The sequence below is a fragment of the Photobacterium sp. Ph5 genome (genome assembly GCF_022129445.1).
In the GTDB taxonomy this organism is placed as follows: Bacteria; Pseudomonadota; Gammaproteobacteria; order Enterobacterales; family Vibrionaceae; genus Photobacterium.
Genome location: NZ_JADQAQ010000035.1, coordinates 1 through 15206 on the forward strand (window position 1 = coordinate 1; position 15206 = coordinate 15206).

The following is a 15206-nucleotide window of genomic DNA, read 5'->3' on the forward strand; positions in this document are numbered from 1 at the left end:
GCGCCCACACTTCCATCTCACCGAAACGCTGACCACCGAACTGAGCTTTACCACCCAGCGGCTGCTGAGTAACAAGGCTGTAAGAACCGGTAGAACGGGCGTGCATCTTGTCATCAACCAAGTGGTTCAGTTTAAGCATGTACATGTAACCAACAGTTACAGGACGCTCAAATGCATCACCAGTACGGCCATCAAACAACTTCAGCTGACCTGATTCAGGTAGATCACCCAGTTTTAGCAACTCTTTAATTGAAGACTCAGGTGCGCCGTCAAATACAGGTGTTGCAATAGGTAGACCTTTACGAAGGTTTTGTACAAGAGTACGCACTTCCTGATCAGTAAGAGCTTCGATATCAACTTTCTGGCGAGTATCACCTAGATTGTAAACACGTTGTAGGAAGTTACGGAACTTATGTAACTCCTGCTGTTCTTTCAGCATATCGTTAAGTTTGTCACCGATACCTTTCGCCGCAAGACCTAAGTGAGTCTCAAGGATCTGACCGATGTTCATACGAGACGGTACACCCAGTGGGTTCAGAACGATATCAACCGTTTGACCTTTCTCATCGTAAGGCATGTCTTCAACAGGGTTAATCTTAGAGATAACACCCTTGTTACCGTGACGACCCGCCATCTTATCACCCGGTTGGATGCGACGACGTACAGCTAGGTATACTTTAACAATCTTAAGTACGCCAGGTGCTAGGTCATCACCTTGAGTGATCTTACGACGCTTAGTTTCAAACTTCTTATCGAACTCAGCTTTCAGTTCATCATACTGCTCTGCAAGCTGTTCCAACTGGTTTTGTAAAGCTTCGTCATCAAGCGTAACAGCGAATAGTGCATCGCGGTTCATTGAAGCAATCTTGTCTTCGCCGTAACCTGCTGATAGTAGAAGCGTACGAACACGAGCAAGAAGACCACCCTCAAGGATCTGGAATTCTTCTGTGATGTCTTTCTTCGCTTCTTTCAGCTGCATCTCTTCAATTTCAAGAGCACGCTTGTCTTTCTCAACGCCATCACGAGTAAATACTTGTACGTCAATGATCGTACCAGTAACACTACCAGGAACACGTAGAGATGAATCTTTAACATCAGATGCTTTCTCACCGAAGATAGCTCGTAGAAGCTTCTCTTCTGGTGTTAGTTGTGTTTCACCCTTAGGTGTCACTTTACCAACTAGGATGTCACCACCCTTCACTTCAGCACCGATGTAAACGATACCTGACTCGTCCAACTTAGAAAGCGCAGCTTCACCCACGTTAGGGATATCAGCAGTGATTTCTTCAGAACCCAGCTTCGTATCACGCGCCACACAAGAAAGCTCTTGAATGTGGATTGTTGTGAAACGATCTTCCTGAACTACACGCTCAGAAACTAAGATGGAATCCTCAAAGTTGTAACCGTTCCAAGGCATGAACGCGATACGCATGTTTTGACCAAGCGCTAGCTCACCAAGGTCTGTTGAAGGACCATCAGCAAGAACATCACCGCGTGATACTGGCTCACCAGGTAACACGGTTGGACGCTGGTTAATACATGTGTTCTGGTTAGAACGCGTGTACTTAGTTAGGTTGTAGATATCGATACCTGCTTCACCAGGGATCAACTCGTCGTCGTTAACTTTGATAACGATACGAGATGCATCTACAGACTGAACTGTACCACCACGTTTAGCTACAGCTGTAACACCAGAATCAACACCGATTTGACGCTCAATACCAGTACCTACTAGCGGCTTATCAGCACGGATAGTTGGAACTGCCTGACGTTGCATGTTCGCACCCATTAGGGCACGGTTAGCATCATCGTGTTCTAGGAATGGGATCAGAGATGCCGCCACAGATACAACCTGGTTGGTTGCAACGTCCATGTATTGAACATGGTCACGTGGGTGCAGACCTGAGTCACCTTTCTGACGAGCAGTGATCAATTCGTCAGCAAATGAACCGTCTTCGTTAAGCGCGGCGTTAGCCTGTGCAATAACGTATAGACCTTCTTCGATTGCTGATAGGTATTCGATATCGTCTGTAACTTTTCCGTCTACCACTTTACGGTAAGGTGTTTCCAAGAAACCGTAAGGGTTACAACGCGCAAAAACAGATAGCGAGTTGATTAGACCGATGTTTGGACCTTCAGGCGTTTCGATAGGACATAGACGACCGTAGTGCGTCGCGTGTACGTCTCGAACCTCAAAGCCAGCACGTTCACGAGTCAGACCACCTGGACCAAGCGCCGAGATACGACGTTTGTGAGTAACTTCTGACAGTGGGTTGTTTTGGTCCATAAACTGAGACAACTGAGAAGAGCCGAAGAACTCTTTCACTGCCGCAGAAATAGGTTTAGCGTTAATTAGGTCTTGAGGCATGATTGCATCAAGATCGCCTAAGCTTAGACGCTCTTTAACAGCACGCTCAACACGTACTAGACCAACGCGGAATTGGTTTTCAGCCATTTCGCCAACAGAACGAATACGACGGTTACCAAGGTGGTCGATATCATCAACCTCACCTTTACCGTTACGGATATCGATCAGTTTACGCATAACATCAATGATGTCTGCGTGGTCTAAGATACCAGGACCTGTAGTCTCTTCACGAAGTAGAGAACTGTTGAACTTCATACGACCAACAGCAGATAGATCGTAACGATCTTCTGAGAAGAACAAGCTTTCAAAAAGTTGCTCAGCTGCTTCACGTGTTGGTGGCTCGCCAGGGCGCATCATACGGTAGATTTCTACCAATGCACTTAGACGGTCAGTTGTATTGTCGATACGTAGGGTATCTGACATGTAAGGACCGTGGTCTAAATCGTTCGTAAATAGAACTTCAATAGACTTGTGACCCGCCTGAGATAGAAGTGCTAATGCTTCCAGGCTTAATTCCTGGTTAGCCGCTACAATCAGTTCACCGGTTTCTTCGTTGATGTAATCACGTGATGCGATCTTACCAACGATGTACTCAACTGGTACTTCGATGTGATCAATGCCGTCTTTGCCTAATTGGCGAATATGACGAGCAGTAATACGACGACCTTGCTCTACGTAAACAGTACCGTTTGCTTCGATATCAAAGCTCGCAGTTTCGCCACGTAGACGATCCGGTACCAACTCCATAACAAGAGACTTACCTTGAACTTCGAAATTAATCTTATCGAAGAACATGTCAAGGATCTGTTCTGTTGTGTAGTTAAGTGCACGAAGGATGATAGACGCAGGTAATTTACGACGACGGTCGATACGAACGAATACACTGTCCTTAGGATCGAACTCGAAATCCAACCATGAACCACGGTAAGGGATTACGCGAGCGTTATATAACACTTTACCTGAGGAGTGGGTCTTACCCTTATCGCTGTCGAAGAAGACACCCGGGCTACGGTGTAGCTGGGATACGATAACCCTCTCGGTACCGTTAATAACGAATGTACCGTTATCTGTCATGAGCGGAATTTCGCCCATGTAAACTTCTTGTTCTTTAATGTCTTTTACAGTGCCAGCCGGCGCGTCTTTATCGTACATGACAAGACGTAGCTTCACACGTAGTGGAGCAGAATAAGTTACGCCACGAATCTGACATTCTTTAACATCGAAGACCGGCTCACCGAGACGATAGCTAACGTATTGCAGCTCGGAATTGCCATTGTAGCTCTGGATTGGAAAAACAGAGCGAAAGGCAGCTTCTAGACCGTAATGCCCTTCTGGATCCTGCTCGATAAATTTTTGGAAAGAATCAAGCTGGATCGACAGCAAGTATGGTGCATCCAACACTTGCGGACGCTTACCAAAATCCTTACGGATACGCTTTTTCTCGGTATAAGAGTAAACCATAGGTTCCTCAGATCGCTGATAAGTGATCCAAACTACCCCAAAACACACGGGGGTAGTGACTAAACGTTGTTTATGTGTAGGAACAACCCAATGAAATCAGGGTTGTTTTTTTGCTAGACAGTGGATACAAAACAAGGTGAAAATTACCACTGCCCTACAGCGCAAAAAGGCCGGTGGCAATTTGCCACCAGCCAATAGCCATAAAAGGCTATGAAATCAAATAATTATTACTTGATTTCAACAGAAGCACCAGCTTCTTCTAGTTGAGCTTTAAGAGCTTCAGCTTCAGCTTTCTCAACGCCTTCTTTTAGAGGTGCTGGAGCGCCGTCAACTACTGCTTTAGCTTCTTTAAGGCCAAGACCAGTTGCGCCACGTACTGCTTTGATTACAGCAACTTTGTTAGCGCCACAAGCTGTTAGGATTACGTCGAATTCAGTTTGCTCTTCAGCTGCGTCTGCAGCTGCGCCGCCTGCTACAACTGCAGCTGCAGCAGTAACACCGAATTTCTCTTCCATAGCTTCGATAAGCTCAACAACTTGCATTACAGACATTTCTGCAACTGCGTCTAGGATTTGCTCGTTAGTGATAGACATAACAATTCTCTTTATAAGTCAACAATAAGTTTAAATAGTAATCAGATAAAGTGCAGCAATTAAGCAGCAGCTTCTTCTTTCTGATCACGTACTGCAGCGATAGTACGTACAAGTTTACCAGCAGACGCTTCTTTCATGCACATCATTAGGCGTGCGATAGCTTCGTCGTAAGTTGGTAGAGTTGCTAGTACTTCAACGTTTGCAACAGCGCCTTCAAATGCAGCTGCTTTGATCTCGAATTCTTTGTTCTCTTTAGCGAAGTCTTTGAAAAGACGCGCTGCAGCACCTGGGTGCTCATTAGAGAAACCGATTAGAGAAGGACCAACGAAAACGTCTTTTAGACATTCGAAGTCAGTACCTTCTACTGCACGGCGTGCTAGTGTGTTACGAACAACTTTTACGTATACGCCAGCTTCACGAGCTTGCTTACGTAAAGTAGTCATCGCACCCACAGTAACACCGCGAGAGTCAGCAACAACAGCAGAAAGTGCACCGTTGGCAGCTTCGTTGACTTCAGCAACAATTGCTTTTTTGTCTTGAAGATTTAATGCCATTGGATTTGCTCCTGGATTGTTTTACACCACTCACTGCTCAAATAGCAGGAGAGTCTTACGGCGCAGATCCAAGAAAGACATACATCAATCATGTTCTGGCACCGTCTACGTAGGTAAATTAAGTTTCGAAAAACACCTACGGTCTTTGACGGAGGCTAACTGTAAGCAGTCAGCCCCAGCCACGAATTCGGAAGCGACAAATTATACACTAACTTATCGCTTCTGCAAATTATTACGCTACGTTTGCGTTCAGAGAGTTCTGATCTAACGCTACGCCTGCACCCATAGTAGTAGAGATGCTTACTTTCTTAATGAAAGTACCTTTCGCTGAAGATGGCTTAGCACGCTTCAACGCAACTAGAAGAGCTTCTAAGTTCTCTTGTAGTTGAGCGGCATCAAAGTTCACTTTACCGATAGTAGTGTGAATGATACCGTTTTTGTCGTTACGGTAACGAACCTGACCCGCTTTAGCATTCTTAACTGCTTCAGCAACGTTAGGAGTTACAGTACCAACTTTAGGGTTTGGCATAAGACCACGTGGACCAAGAATAGTACCAAGTTGACCTACAACGCGCATTGCATCTGGAGATGCGATAACTACGTCGAAGTTCATCTCGCCTTTCTTAACTAGGTCAGCAAGATCTTCCATACCTACAAGCTCTGCGCCAGCTTCTTTAGCAGCTTCAGCGTTTGCGCCTTGAGTAAATACAGCAACACGGATATCACGACCAGTACCGTTTGGTAGTACAGTTGCACCACGAACGTTTTGATCTGATTTACGTGCATCAATGCCTAGGTTAACAGCAACGTCAACACTTTCATTGAATTTAGCAGTAGCTAGTTCTTTTAGAAGAGCAACAGCTTCGTTGATTTCGTACTCACGAGTAGAGTCAACTTTGTCACGGATAACGCGCATGCGCTTAGTCAGTTTAGCCATCTTATTAACCCTCTACCACTAGGCCCATTGAGCGAGCAGTACCAGCAATTGAACGCTTCATAGCTTCAATATCAGCACCAGTCATGTCTGCAGCTTTAGTCTCAGCGATCTCTTGGATCTGAGCGTCAGTTACAGTACCTACTTTCTCAGTGTTCGGACGACCAGAACCAGACTTAAGGCCAGCTGCTTTAAGCAGAAGAACTGCTGCAGGTGGAGTCTTAGTTACGAACGTGAATGAACGGTCACTGTAAACAGTGATAACAACTGGAGTTGGAAGACCTTTCTCTACAGAGTCAGTCTTAGCGTTAAACGCCTTACAGAATTCCATGATGTTAACACCATGTTGACCAAGAGCTGGACCAACTGGTGGACTAGGGTTCGCCATACCAGCTGCAACTTGCAGCTTGATGTAAGCTTCTACTTTTTTAGCCATTGCTATATACCTAAATTTGGGTTCAAACGTCTATTTTTAAACAAACAGACTCCCCGTCTAACGAAAGGGCGCGAAATTATAGCCTAATTCCACGCCCCTGACAATATATCTTGAACAGAATTTGATCAGTTCTTTTCGATTTGACCAAATTCAAGTTCTACTGGTGTTGCACGACCAAAGATCGATACAGAAACCTTAACACGGCTCTTATCGTAATCTACTGATTCAATTGTACCATTGAAGTCAGCAAATGGACCATCAGTCACACGAACAACTTCACCAGGTTCAAATACTGTTTTATGAACAGGAGACTCACTAGCTTGCTGTAGACGGTTTAGGATCGCATCCGCTTCTTTATCAGAAATAGGTGCTGGACGATCTGACGTACCGCCAATGAAGCCCATAACACGTGGAATACTGCGTACTAAGTGCCATGTTTCGTCGTTCATCACCATTTGTACAAGTACATAACCTGGGAAGAACTTACGCTCACTCTTACGGCGTTGACCTGCACGTACTTCAACTACTTCTTCAGTAGGAACAAGAACTTCATCAAAGTGTTCTTCCATACCGTGCATTTTGATATGTTCGCGTAGTGATTGTGCAACTCGGCCTTCAAAACCTGAAAAAGCCTGTACTACATACCATCGTTTTTTTGGAGCTTCGCTCATGAATTCTTACCTCACACGCCGGTAACTAGGCGCACTAAACGGACCATAATGCCGTCGATACCCCAAAGGGCTAACGCCATCACTACAGTGACTGCTAGAACGATAAAGGTTGTCTGCGTAGCTTCCTGACGAGTAGGCCATACCACCTTGCGGACTTCCATGCGCGACTCACTTGCAAAACGAATCGCGGCTTTACCTTTTGCTGTAAATGCAGCGGTGATCCCAGCAATAGCTACTAAAGCGATCACTGCAGATGTACGCAGCACAACAGAAACATCACTGTACAGGTAATTACCAACCACAGCAGCAGCTAGCAAAGCAAAAACTACGACCCATTTCAGGCCATCCATTTTGCTTTCGCTTTCTTGGTTTTCGGCATTCGCATTCATACAACCAACCTGTAACTAGTCTTAATTTAGACGAAAATAACCCCGCTATAGCGAGGCCATAGATGAAGAAAAAGGGGTAAGCCTTTAATAACATTCACAAAAAACTTCATCTCACGAAATTTTATCTCTACCACCTGAACAAAAAATATGCATTTTTATATTAAAGTGTAGAAAAAGGGCATCAAATGATGCCCTTTTTTGTGCGCTGTCGTCAAATTAAATTCAACGAAATCGTCGTAACTTAAGCAACGATAGTTGCAACAACACCAGCACCAACTGTACGGCCACCTTCACGGATAGCAAAACGTAGACCTTCATCCATCGCGATAGGTGCGATTAGAGTAACAGTCATAGAGATGTTATCACCAGGCATTACCATTTCTACGCCTTCTGGTAGCTCGATAGTACCAGTTACGTCAGTTGTACGGAAGTAGAACTGTGGACGGTAACCTTTGAAGAAAGGAGTGTGACGACCACCTTCATCTTTAGAAAGAACATAGATTTCTGAAGTGAAAGTTGTGTGTGGAGTGATTGAACCTGGCTTAGCAAGTACTTGACCACGTTGAACTTCGTCACGCTTAGTACCACGTAGAAGAACACCAACGTTCTCACCAGCACGGCCTTCGTCAAGAAGCTTACGGAACATCTCAACACCAGTACAAGTAGTTGTAATAGTGTCTACGATACCAACGATAGCAACTTCGTCACCAACTTTGATGATACCTTGCTCAACACGACCAGTTACAACAGTACCACGGCCTTGGATTGAGAATACATCTTCGATTGGAAGAATGAATGGTAGATCGATTGCACGCTCTGGCTCTGGGATGTAAGAATCTAGAGCTTCTGCTAGTTCAACAATCTTGTCTTCCCACTCTTTCTCGCCGTTTAGAGCGCCTAGAGCAGAACCCATGATTACTGGGCAATCATCACCTGGGAAGTCGTACTCAGAAAGAAGTTCACGAACTTCCATCTCAACTAGCTCAAGTAGTTCTTCATCATCAACCATGTCACACTTGTTCATGAATACGATGATGTAAGGGATACCAACCTGGCGACCAAGTAGGATGTGCTCACGTGTTTGTGGCATTGGGCCGTCAGTTGCAGCAACAACTAGGATACCGCCGTCCATTTGAGCAGCACCAGTGATCATGTTTTTAACGTAATCGGCGTGTCCAGGACAGTCAACGTGTGCGTAGTGACGAGTTGGAGTATCGTACTCTACGTGAGAAGTAGAGATTGTGATACCACGCTCGCGCTCTTCTGGAGCGTTATCGATAGATGCGAAGTCTTTAGCAACACCACCGTACACTTTTGCAAGTGTAGTACAGATAGCAGCAGTTAGAGTTGTTTTACCGTGGTCAACGTGACCGATTGTACCAACGTTTACGTGCGGTTTTACGCGTTCAAATTTTTCTTTAGACACAATTGTGTTCCTTCCTAGTTAAGATACGCCCCCTACTAGGTCGGGGACGGCTCTGAAGTTTGTATTTTATGCGTCAATAGCCATTGACGCAATAATGAAATTAATTTCGTTCTGCAATAATTTTGTCAGTAACATTCTTTGGCATTTCAGCGTACTCGCTAAATTCCATAGAATAAGACGCACGGCCTTGTGTTGCTGAGCGTAAATCAGTTGCATAGCCAAACATTGCAGATAATGGAACTTGTGCACGAATAATTTTAATACCCGCGTTGCCTTCGTCCATACCTTCGATCATGCCGCGACGGCGATTAAGATCGCCAACAACATCACCCATCCAATCTTCTGGCGTGGTAATTTCAACTTTCATCATCGGCTCAAGTAAAACAGGGGTTGCTTGTAGCGCACCTTGCCTTAATGCCATTGAACCTGCGATTTTAAATGCTATATCGTTAGAATCAGTTTCATGGAACGAACCGTCGAACAAGGTTGCTTTAACGTCAACCATTGGGTAACCCGCAAGCACACCACTTTTCATTTGTTCTTCGATACCAGTTGCAGCTGCCGTGATATACTCTTTCGGCACACTACCGTTCACGATTTCATCTACGAATACGAAACCTTCACCAGGCTCTGTTGGTTCTAATCGTAAGCAAACATGACCATATTGGTTACGCCCACCCGTTTCACCCGCTTGGCGAATGAACTTGCCTTCAACTTCAGTTGTACCACGAATACTTTCACGGTAAGCAACTTGTGGATTACCCACATTACAGTCAACGCTAAATTCACGTTTCATACGATCAACAATGATATCAAGGTGAAGTTCACCCATACCAGAGATTAAGGTCTGGCCTGATTCATTATCAATTTCTACTCGGAAAGATGGATCTTCCATCGCTAATTTTTCTAGCGCGATTGCCATCTTATCCTGATCGACTGTTGAACGAGGCTCAACAACGATCTGAATTACTGGTTCAGGGAAATCCATGCGCTCAAGAATCACTTTATGATTTTGATCACACAGGGTGTCACCTGTTGTCGCAAATTTAAGGCCAATAGCGGCAGCGATATCGCCAGCACGCACTTCTTTGACCTCTTCACGCTTATTCGCATGCATTTGAACAATGCGACCTAAACGTTCACGTTTCTCTTTAATGCTGTTAAAGACAGTATCACCTGAATTTACAACACCAGAATAAACACGCATGAAAGTTAACGTACCTACAAACGGGTCTGTTGCAATTTTGAACGCTAGCGCTGCAAAAGGTTCGTTGTCATCTGAATGACGTTCAACAGGATTACCGTTTTCATCTTCACCAGTAATTGCTTTTACTTCTGTTGGTGAAGGAAGGAAATCAACAACCGCATCAAGTACTGCCTGAACACCTTTGTTCTTGAATGCAGAACCACAAGTCGCGAGTACGATTTCGTTGTTGAGTGTACGTTGACGAAGACCAGCTTTAATTTCAGCTTCAGTCAGTTCGCCTTCTTCAAGGTATTTATCCATTAGCTCGTCATTCGCTTCAGCGGCAGACTCAATTAAATTCATGCGCCATTCTTCTGCTTCTTCTAATAAATCAGCAGGAATGTCTTCATAGGTAAAACTAGTCCCTTGATCAGCTTCTGACCAGTTAATGGCCTTCATTTTGATCAGGTCAATGACACCTTTAAATTCATCTTCAGCACCAATATTCAATTGAATAGGCACTGGGTTTGCGCCAAGACGGGTTTTGATTTGCTCGATAACGCGTAGGAAATCGGCACCAGTACGGTCCATCTTGTTAACGAAAACCATGCGTGGTACTTCGTATCTATCAGCTTGACGCCATACAGTCTCAGACTGAGGCTCTACACCTGAAGAACCACAGAACACAACAACAGCACCATCTAATACACGTAGTGAACGCTCAACTTCAATGGTGAAGTCAACGTGTCCAGGAGTATCAATGATGTTGATTCGGTGCTCGTCGAACTGCTTGTCCATACCGCGCCAAAAGGTGGTTGTTGCAGCAGAGGTGATCGTGATACCACGTTCTTGCTCCTGCTCCATCCAATCCATAGTAGCAGCGCCGTCGTGTACTTCACCAATCTTGTGAGATAGACCTGTATAAAACAGGATGCGCTCGGTCGTTGTTGTTTTACCGGCGTCAACGTGAGCACAGATACCGATATTACGGTAGCGCTCGATAGGCGTTTTGCGTGCCACAGTTGTATCCTCTTACTAAGGTGAACCTTAGAATATGGTTTAGGCACAGCAGGATAACCTGCTGTGCCCAAGCGGTATTACCAGCTATATTACCAGCGGTAATGTGCGAACGCTTTGTTCGCATCTGCCATACGGTGAACGTCTTCACGTTTCTTAACAGCAGAACCTTTGTTGTCAGCCGCATCAAGCATTTCGCCTGCTAGACGCTGAGCCATAGATTTTTCACCACGCTTACGCGCAGCTTCAACTAACCAACGCATAGCTAGTGCATTACGACGTACTGGACGTACTTCTACAGGCACCTGGTAAGTTGAACCACCCACACGGCGAGATTTAACTTCTACCGCTGGACGTACATTTTCAAGAGCTTTTTCAAATACAGCTAGGTGTTCTTCACCAGAACGCTCAGCCATAGTTTCTAGTGCAGAGTAAACGATCTTTTCTGCAGTAGATTTTTTACCGTCAACCATTAGGATGTTAACGAATTTTGCCAGCAATTCTGATTTGAATTTAGGATCTGGAAGGATCTTACGCTGACCGATTACGCGACGACGTGGCATGGATTATCTCCGTTGTCTTCTTCAGGTTATCCAAAACTTTTCAGTTTCTTCAAAATTAAATAATTTTAGTGTTTGGCCTTACTTAACGGAATCCATTAAGACTTAGGACGCTTCACACCGTACTTAGAACGACCTTGTTTACGGTCATTAACGCCTGCACAGTCAAGTGCACCACGAACAGTGTGGTAACGAACACCCGGTAAGTCTTTAACACGACCACCGCGGATAAGAACAACTGAGTGCTCCTGAAGGTTGTGACCTTCACCGCCGATGTATGATGTTACTTCGAAACCGTTTGTTAGACGAACACGACATACTTTACGTAATGCTGAGTTCGGTTTTTTAGGTGTAGTAGTGTAAACACGAGTACATACACCACGTTTCTGTGGGCACGCTTCTAGTGCTGGCACGTTGCTTTTTACAACTTGCTTAGCACGTGGCTTACGTACCAACTGGTTAATAGTTGCCATTAAATAGCTCCTGAATATTACTTTCGTAAGGTGAAAAATCTGCCTCCCAACAACAGGAGGACGCGAAATTTTAGGCATCGCACCCAAAGGTGTCAAGATCTAACCAACGATCAATCAAATGATCATTTCTTAAACAATCCGTTTTTTATCACTTTTAAGGCTTATATCATACCTATTTAAGCCCATTTCATATGCTGTTCATGCTTAACCGTTAACGAAACAAAACCTTTATAATCAATAACATTAAGACATTCATCACACTTACCTTGCAAGCCACGTGCAATGAGATCGGCTTCAAGTAAATAAATTTTTACGCCAACATTTTTTATTACATTTAAATAATTATTTTTTGCCAGTCCGGCAATCACTGCATCTTCTAACAGCAATATTTCGTCACCTTCGGTAACATAAGCTAAACATTGCGTTAAAGATTGGCTTTGATAAGGTGAGCGAGTAACGGTATGAAGCATTACGACCTCAAAATGTAAGAAGTTGTCGGCATTGATGCATTTTTTCTATCAACTGTGTTTGGTCACAGACAATGGCATCAATGATCAAATCATCAGTTGTTAGTCCGCGAGCATGTAATGATTCTGCATTCACGTAAATATTTTCAACATCATAAAGTTCAAGCATTTTAAATGTCGCAATATAATCTCGACTTAAAATAGCTTGTGGCTGTTGCTGTTTTAATAATTGAAATACGCCATCATCAATAAAATACAGTGCTAACGCTTCAGTATAAGCTGAACTTGCCAATACAGCATCTAGCCCTTCTCGCCCACTGTTATTGCCATGTGGTGAAGTTCTAAAGATAAAACCCAGTGAATTCATATCAATACCACTAAAATTGTATTACGCGATCTGCAATTAACATGACTTCTGCAAGACCACCGAGTCCTGCTTGTTCAAAGCTATCAGCAAGATTGGCAGCAGGTAGTTGGTTTTGCTCTGCTTCTTGTTCACTGACAATACCGCGACGCAATGCGGCTGCCACACAGGTTTGTAATTCAACATTATGCATTTTAGCTAATGCTTGCCATGCAGCCACAAGATCAAATTCATCGGATGCTGGTGCCGTTAATGCAGAGCCATTTAACACGCCATCTTGATAAAAGAACACGCGTTGTAATACATGCCCTTCTTCAATTAATGCACTTGCAAATTGATAAGCTGAACGCGATGTTTGGTTTCCGTATGCAGGCCCATTAACCACGAGAGCGTAAGTTAAACTCACTTCTCACCATCCTCGGTTTTTCGCTGGCGGATATACAGATACACAGTGTGTTTAGAGATATTCAAACGATCTGCGACACGATTAATCGCATCTTTAATATCGAAAATACCTTTATCGAACAGTTCCATCACGATTTGGCGATTTTTGGCGTTATTTGATACGTTCTTATCGGCATTAATTTCTTCGATAGTACGTTCCACCGTTTGATCAACGAGTTCATCAACATCGCTGGCAAAGTTAACCGTTGATGCCGCTTGTTTTGCTTCATCGGTAGGCATAAACGACTGCAGAATTTGAGAGAAAGGGGCATCTAAATTGACGTTTATACACAGCAAGCCAATGATATTATTTTCACCGTTACGAATTGCAATCGTGATTGACTTCATTAAGTCACCACCTTTTGCACGAGTGAAATAAGCACGAGAAAAATTACGCTCTGAACCTTCAATATCGCGTAGCATACGCAATGCAAGATCAGTAATTGGCGAGCCAACTTTACGCCCAGTATTTTCTCCGTTAGCGATCTTAATCGCTGATGTATTAAGATCGGCTAATGAATGGAGTACGATTTCACAAAAAGGACCAATCAATGCAGCTAAGCCATCAACAACAGCTTCGTAAGAACGAAGAATAATATAATCATGCTCAGAGAAGATTCGGCTATCGACGATATCACTGTCGACCATCACCTCTGAACCAAAGTTATCAGTTGAAACCACTATTCAATCTTCCATGTTGCAATCAATACTATTAATACGATTTATGCATTCAACTTAAGTATTAAATAGAATCAATAAAATTTAAAATATTGCTAGTAAGTTTATCAGATAATTAAAAAGAAAAGACCCGACATAAGTCGGGTCTTGATATTTCTCAATATATTTATTGGCAAATATTGCTCAATTATTGTGTTTTTGTCTCTGTAGCTGCTGGTTTTTCAGCTGGTGCCGCTGCAGGTTTTGCCGTTTTATCCCCTTTAATGCCTAGTAGCTCAACTTGGAATACCAATGTTGAGTTAGCAGGAATGCTTGGGTTAGCTTGTGCGCCATAAGCAAGTTGTGGCGGAATAACAAACTCAAACTTTGAGCCAACAGGCATTAGCTGAACGCCTTCAGTCCAACCAGGGATCACTTGGTTTAGTGGGAACGTAGCTGGTTGATTACGCTGGTAAGAACTGTCGAATACTGTACCGTCAGTTAGCATGCCTTTGTAATGAACTTCAACAGTATCTGTTGCTGTTGGTTTTGGACCAGTACCTTCTTTTTCAATTTTGTACATTAGGCCGGTTTTTGTTGTTACAACACCAGATTCTTTCGAGAAATTAGTACGGAATTCTTCACCCGCTTTTACGTTCTTCTCAGCTTCTGCTTTAGCTTTTTCTTCAACGATTTTCGCAACACGTTGGTCAAGCTCTTGAAGCGCTTGTTGTGTCTGCTCTTGCGTTAAACGACTCTTACCCGCAAATACATCTTCAACACCTTGAAGTACGTCTTGACGATTTAGATCTAGACCTAGCTCTTTTTGCTGATCAAGGTTAGCTGATAGATATTGCGCCAGTGATGCACCAATTGCATAAGCTGATTTTTGATCTTCAGTTTTAAATTCAACTTTGGCATCAGTTGCTGGAGTCTTAGCAGCAACCTGCTCTACTTTCGCAGGCTCTGCAGGCTTATTGGTGTCTGCTTTATTATCATCCTGACAACCAACAGCGAGGAAAATTGTTGCTGCCAATACAGACATCTTTAGAACAGGTTTCATGTATTTCTCCATCAGTCAGTGAGGCAATGCCTCATTTTTTAACTGTACTTTTTAGTATGAGTATGAAAATAAAGTTATAACAATATACTACTAGCATTTGATTAAGTAACTGTAAAAAACAAGTCAACTCAGTTATTTAATCA

The 15206-nt window shown here is 43.6% G+C and carries 16 protein-coding genes; all 16 read right to left on the bottom strand.

Annotated features, from left to right (window positions below):
- Positions 1-3829, bottom strand: a 3829-nt coding sequence (rpoB, locus tag I3259_RS13700; protein WP_238030130.1) for a DNA-directed RNA polymerase subunit beta, incomplete at its 3' end; no start/stop codon positions are given.
- Positions 3830-4056: 227 nt separating this feature from the next.
- Positions 4057-4422, bottom strand: a complete 366-nt coding sequence (rplL, locus tag I3259_RS13705) for a 50S ribosomal protein L7/L12 (RefSeq protein WP_105061414.1) — start codon at positions 4420-4422, stop codon at positions 4057-4059.
- A gap of 59 nt (positions 4423-4481) precedes the next feature.
- The gene (gene rplJ, locus I3259_RS13710; RefSeq protein WP_006647706.1) at positions 4482-4976 is read right to left on the bottom strand and encodes a 50S ribosomal protein L10; all 495 of its coding nucleotides are present in this window, start codon (positions 4974-4976) and stop codon (positions 4482-4484) included.
- A 232-nt stretch (positions 4977-5208) separates the two neighbouring features.
- The gene (gene rplA, locus I3259_RS13715; RefSeq protein WP_238030131.1) at positions 5209-5913 is read right to left on the bottom strand and encodes a 50S ribosomal protein L1; all 705 of its coding nucleotides are present in this window, start codon (positions 5911-5913) and stop codon (positions 5209-5211) included.
- Positions 5914-5917: 4 nt separating this feature from the next.
- Positions 5918-6346, bottom strand: a complete 429-nt coding sequence (rplK, locus tag I3259_RS13720; RefSeq protein WP_005372708.1) for a 50S ribosomal protein L11 — start codon at positions 6344-6346, stop codon at positions 5918-5920.
- 125 nt (positions 6347-6471) lie between these two features.
- Positions 6472-7017, bottom strand: coding sequence for a transcription termination/antitermination protein NusG (gene nusG / locus I3259_RS13725; protein ID WP_045084741.1), 546 nt, complete (start codon positions 7015-7017; stop codon positions 6472-6474).
- An 11-nt stretch (positions 7018-7028) separates the two neighbouring features.
- The gene (gene secE / locus I3259_RS13730) at positions 7029-7406 is read right to left on the bottom strand and encodes a preprotein translocase subunit SecE (protein ID WP_238030132.1); all 378 of its coding nucleotides are present in this window, start codon (positions 7404-7406) and stop codon (positions 7029-7031) included.
- Positions 7407-7647: 241 nt separating this feature from the next.
- Positions 7648-8832: an elongation factor Tu gene (gene tuf, locus I3259_RS13735; protein WP_238030133.1), complete on the bottom strand. Its 1185-nt coding sequence runs from the start codon at positions 8830-8832 to the stop codon at positions 7648-7650.
- A 100-nt stretch (positions 8833-8932) separates the two neighbouring features.
- The gene (gene fusA / locus I3259_RS13740) at positions 8933-11038 is read right to left on the bottom strand and encodes an elongation factor G (RefSeq protein WP_238030134.1); all 2106 of its coding nucleotides are present in this window, start codon (positions 11036-11038) and stop codon (positions 8933-8935) included.
- A gap of 89 nt (positions 11039-11127) precedes the next feature.
- Complete coding sequence (gene rpsG, locus I3259_RS13745; RefSeq protein WP_005371760.1) at positions 11128-11598, bottom strand: 30S ribosomal protein S7; 471 nt, start codon at positions 11596-11598, stop codon at positions 11128-11130.
- 95 nt (positions 11599-11693) lie between these two features.
- Positions 11694-12068, bottom strand: coding sequence for a 30S ribosomal protein S12 (rpsL, locus tag I3259_RS13750; protein ID WP_004399892.1), 375 nt, complete (start codon positions 12066-12068; stop codon positions 11694-11696).
- 176 nt (positions 12069-12244) lie between these two features.
- Positions 12245-12538, bottom strand: a complete 294-nt coding sequence (gene tusB, locus I3259_RS13755) for a sulfurtransferase complex subunit TusB (protein ID WP_238030135.1) — start codon at positions 12536-12538, stop codon at positions 12245-12247.
- Between the two features lie 7 nt (positions 12539-12545).
- Positions 12546-12902, bottom strand: coding sequence for a sulfurtransferase complex subunit TusC (gene tusC, locus I3259_RS13760; protein WP_238030136.1), 357 nt, complete (start codon positions 12900-12902; stop codon positions 12546-12548).
- Between the two features lie 10 nt (positions 12903-12912).
- Positions 12913-13305, bottom strand: coding sequence for a sulfurtransferase complex subunit TusD (tusD, locus tag I3259_RS13765; protein ID WP_238030137.1), 393 nt, complete (start codon positions 13303-13305; stop codon positions 12913-12915).
- Positions 13302-14024: a transcriptional regulator gene (locus tag I3259_RS13770; RefSeq protein WP_005371773.1), complete on the bottom strand. Its 723-nt coding sequence runs from the start codon at positions 14022-14024 to the stop codon at positions 13302-13304. Before I3259_RS13770 ends, tusD begins: the two co-directional genes overlap by 4 nt.
- Positions 14025-14208: 184 nt before the next feature.
- Positions 14209-15063, bottom strand: coding sequence for an FKBP-type peptidyl-prolyl cis-trans isomerase (fkpA, locus tag I3259_RS13775; RefSeq protein ID WP_238030138.1), 855 nt, complete (start codon positions 15061-15063; stop codon positions 14209-14211).
- Between the last annotated feature and the right edge of the window lie 143 nt (positions 15064-15206).

Coding starts and splice junctions, on each gene's coding strand:
- rplL (WP_105061414.1), bottom strand. CDS start 4,422: ATGTCTATCACTAACGAGCAAATCCTAGACGCAGTTGCAGAAATGTCT.
- rplJ (WP_006647706.1), bottom strand. CDS start 4,976: ATGGCATTAAATCTTCAAGACAAAAAAGCAATTGTTGCTGAAGTCAAC.
- rplA (WP_238030131.1), bottom strand. CDS start 5,913: ATGGCTAAACTGACTAAGCGCATGCGCGTTATCCGTGACAAAGTTGAC.
- rplK (WP_005372708.1), bottom strand. CDS start 6,346: ATGGCTAAAAAAGTAGAAGCTTACATCAAGCTGCAAGTTGCAGCTGGT.
- nusG (WP_045084741.1), bottom strand. CDS start 7,017: ATGAGCGAAGCTCCAAAAAAACGATGGTATGTAGTACAGGCTTTTTCA.
- secE (WP_238030132.1), bottom strand. CDS start 7,406: ATGAATGCGAATGCCGAAAACCAAGAAAGCGAAAGCAAAATGGATGGC.
- rpsG (WP_005371760.1), bottom strand. CDS start 11,598: ATGCCACGTCGTCGCGTAATCGGTCAGCGTAAGATCCTTCCAGATCCT.
- rpsL (WP_004399892.1), bottom strand. CDS start 12,068: ATGGCAACTATTAACCAGTTGGTACGTAAGCCACGTGCTAAGCAAGTT.
- tusB (WP_238030135.1), bottom strand. CDS start 12,538: ATGCTTCATACCGTTACTCGCTCACCTTATCAAAGCCAATCTTTAACG.
- tusC (WP_238030136.1), bottom strand. CDS start 12,902: ATGAATTCACTGGGTTTTATCTTTAGAACTTCACCACATGGCAATAAC.
- fkpA (WP_238030138.1), bottom strand. CDS start 15,063: ATGAAACCTGTTCTAAAGATGTCTGTATTGGCAGCAACAATTTTCCTC.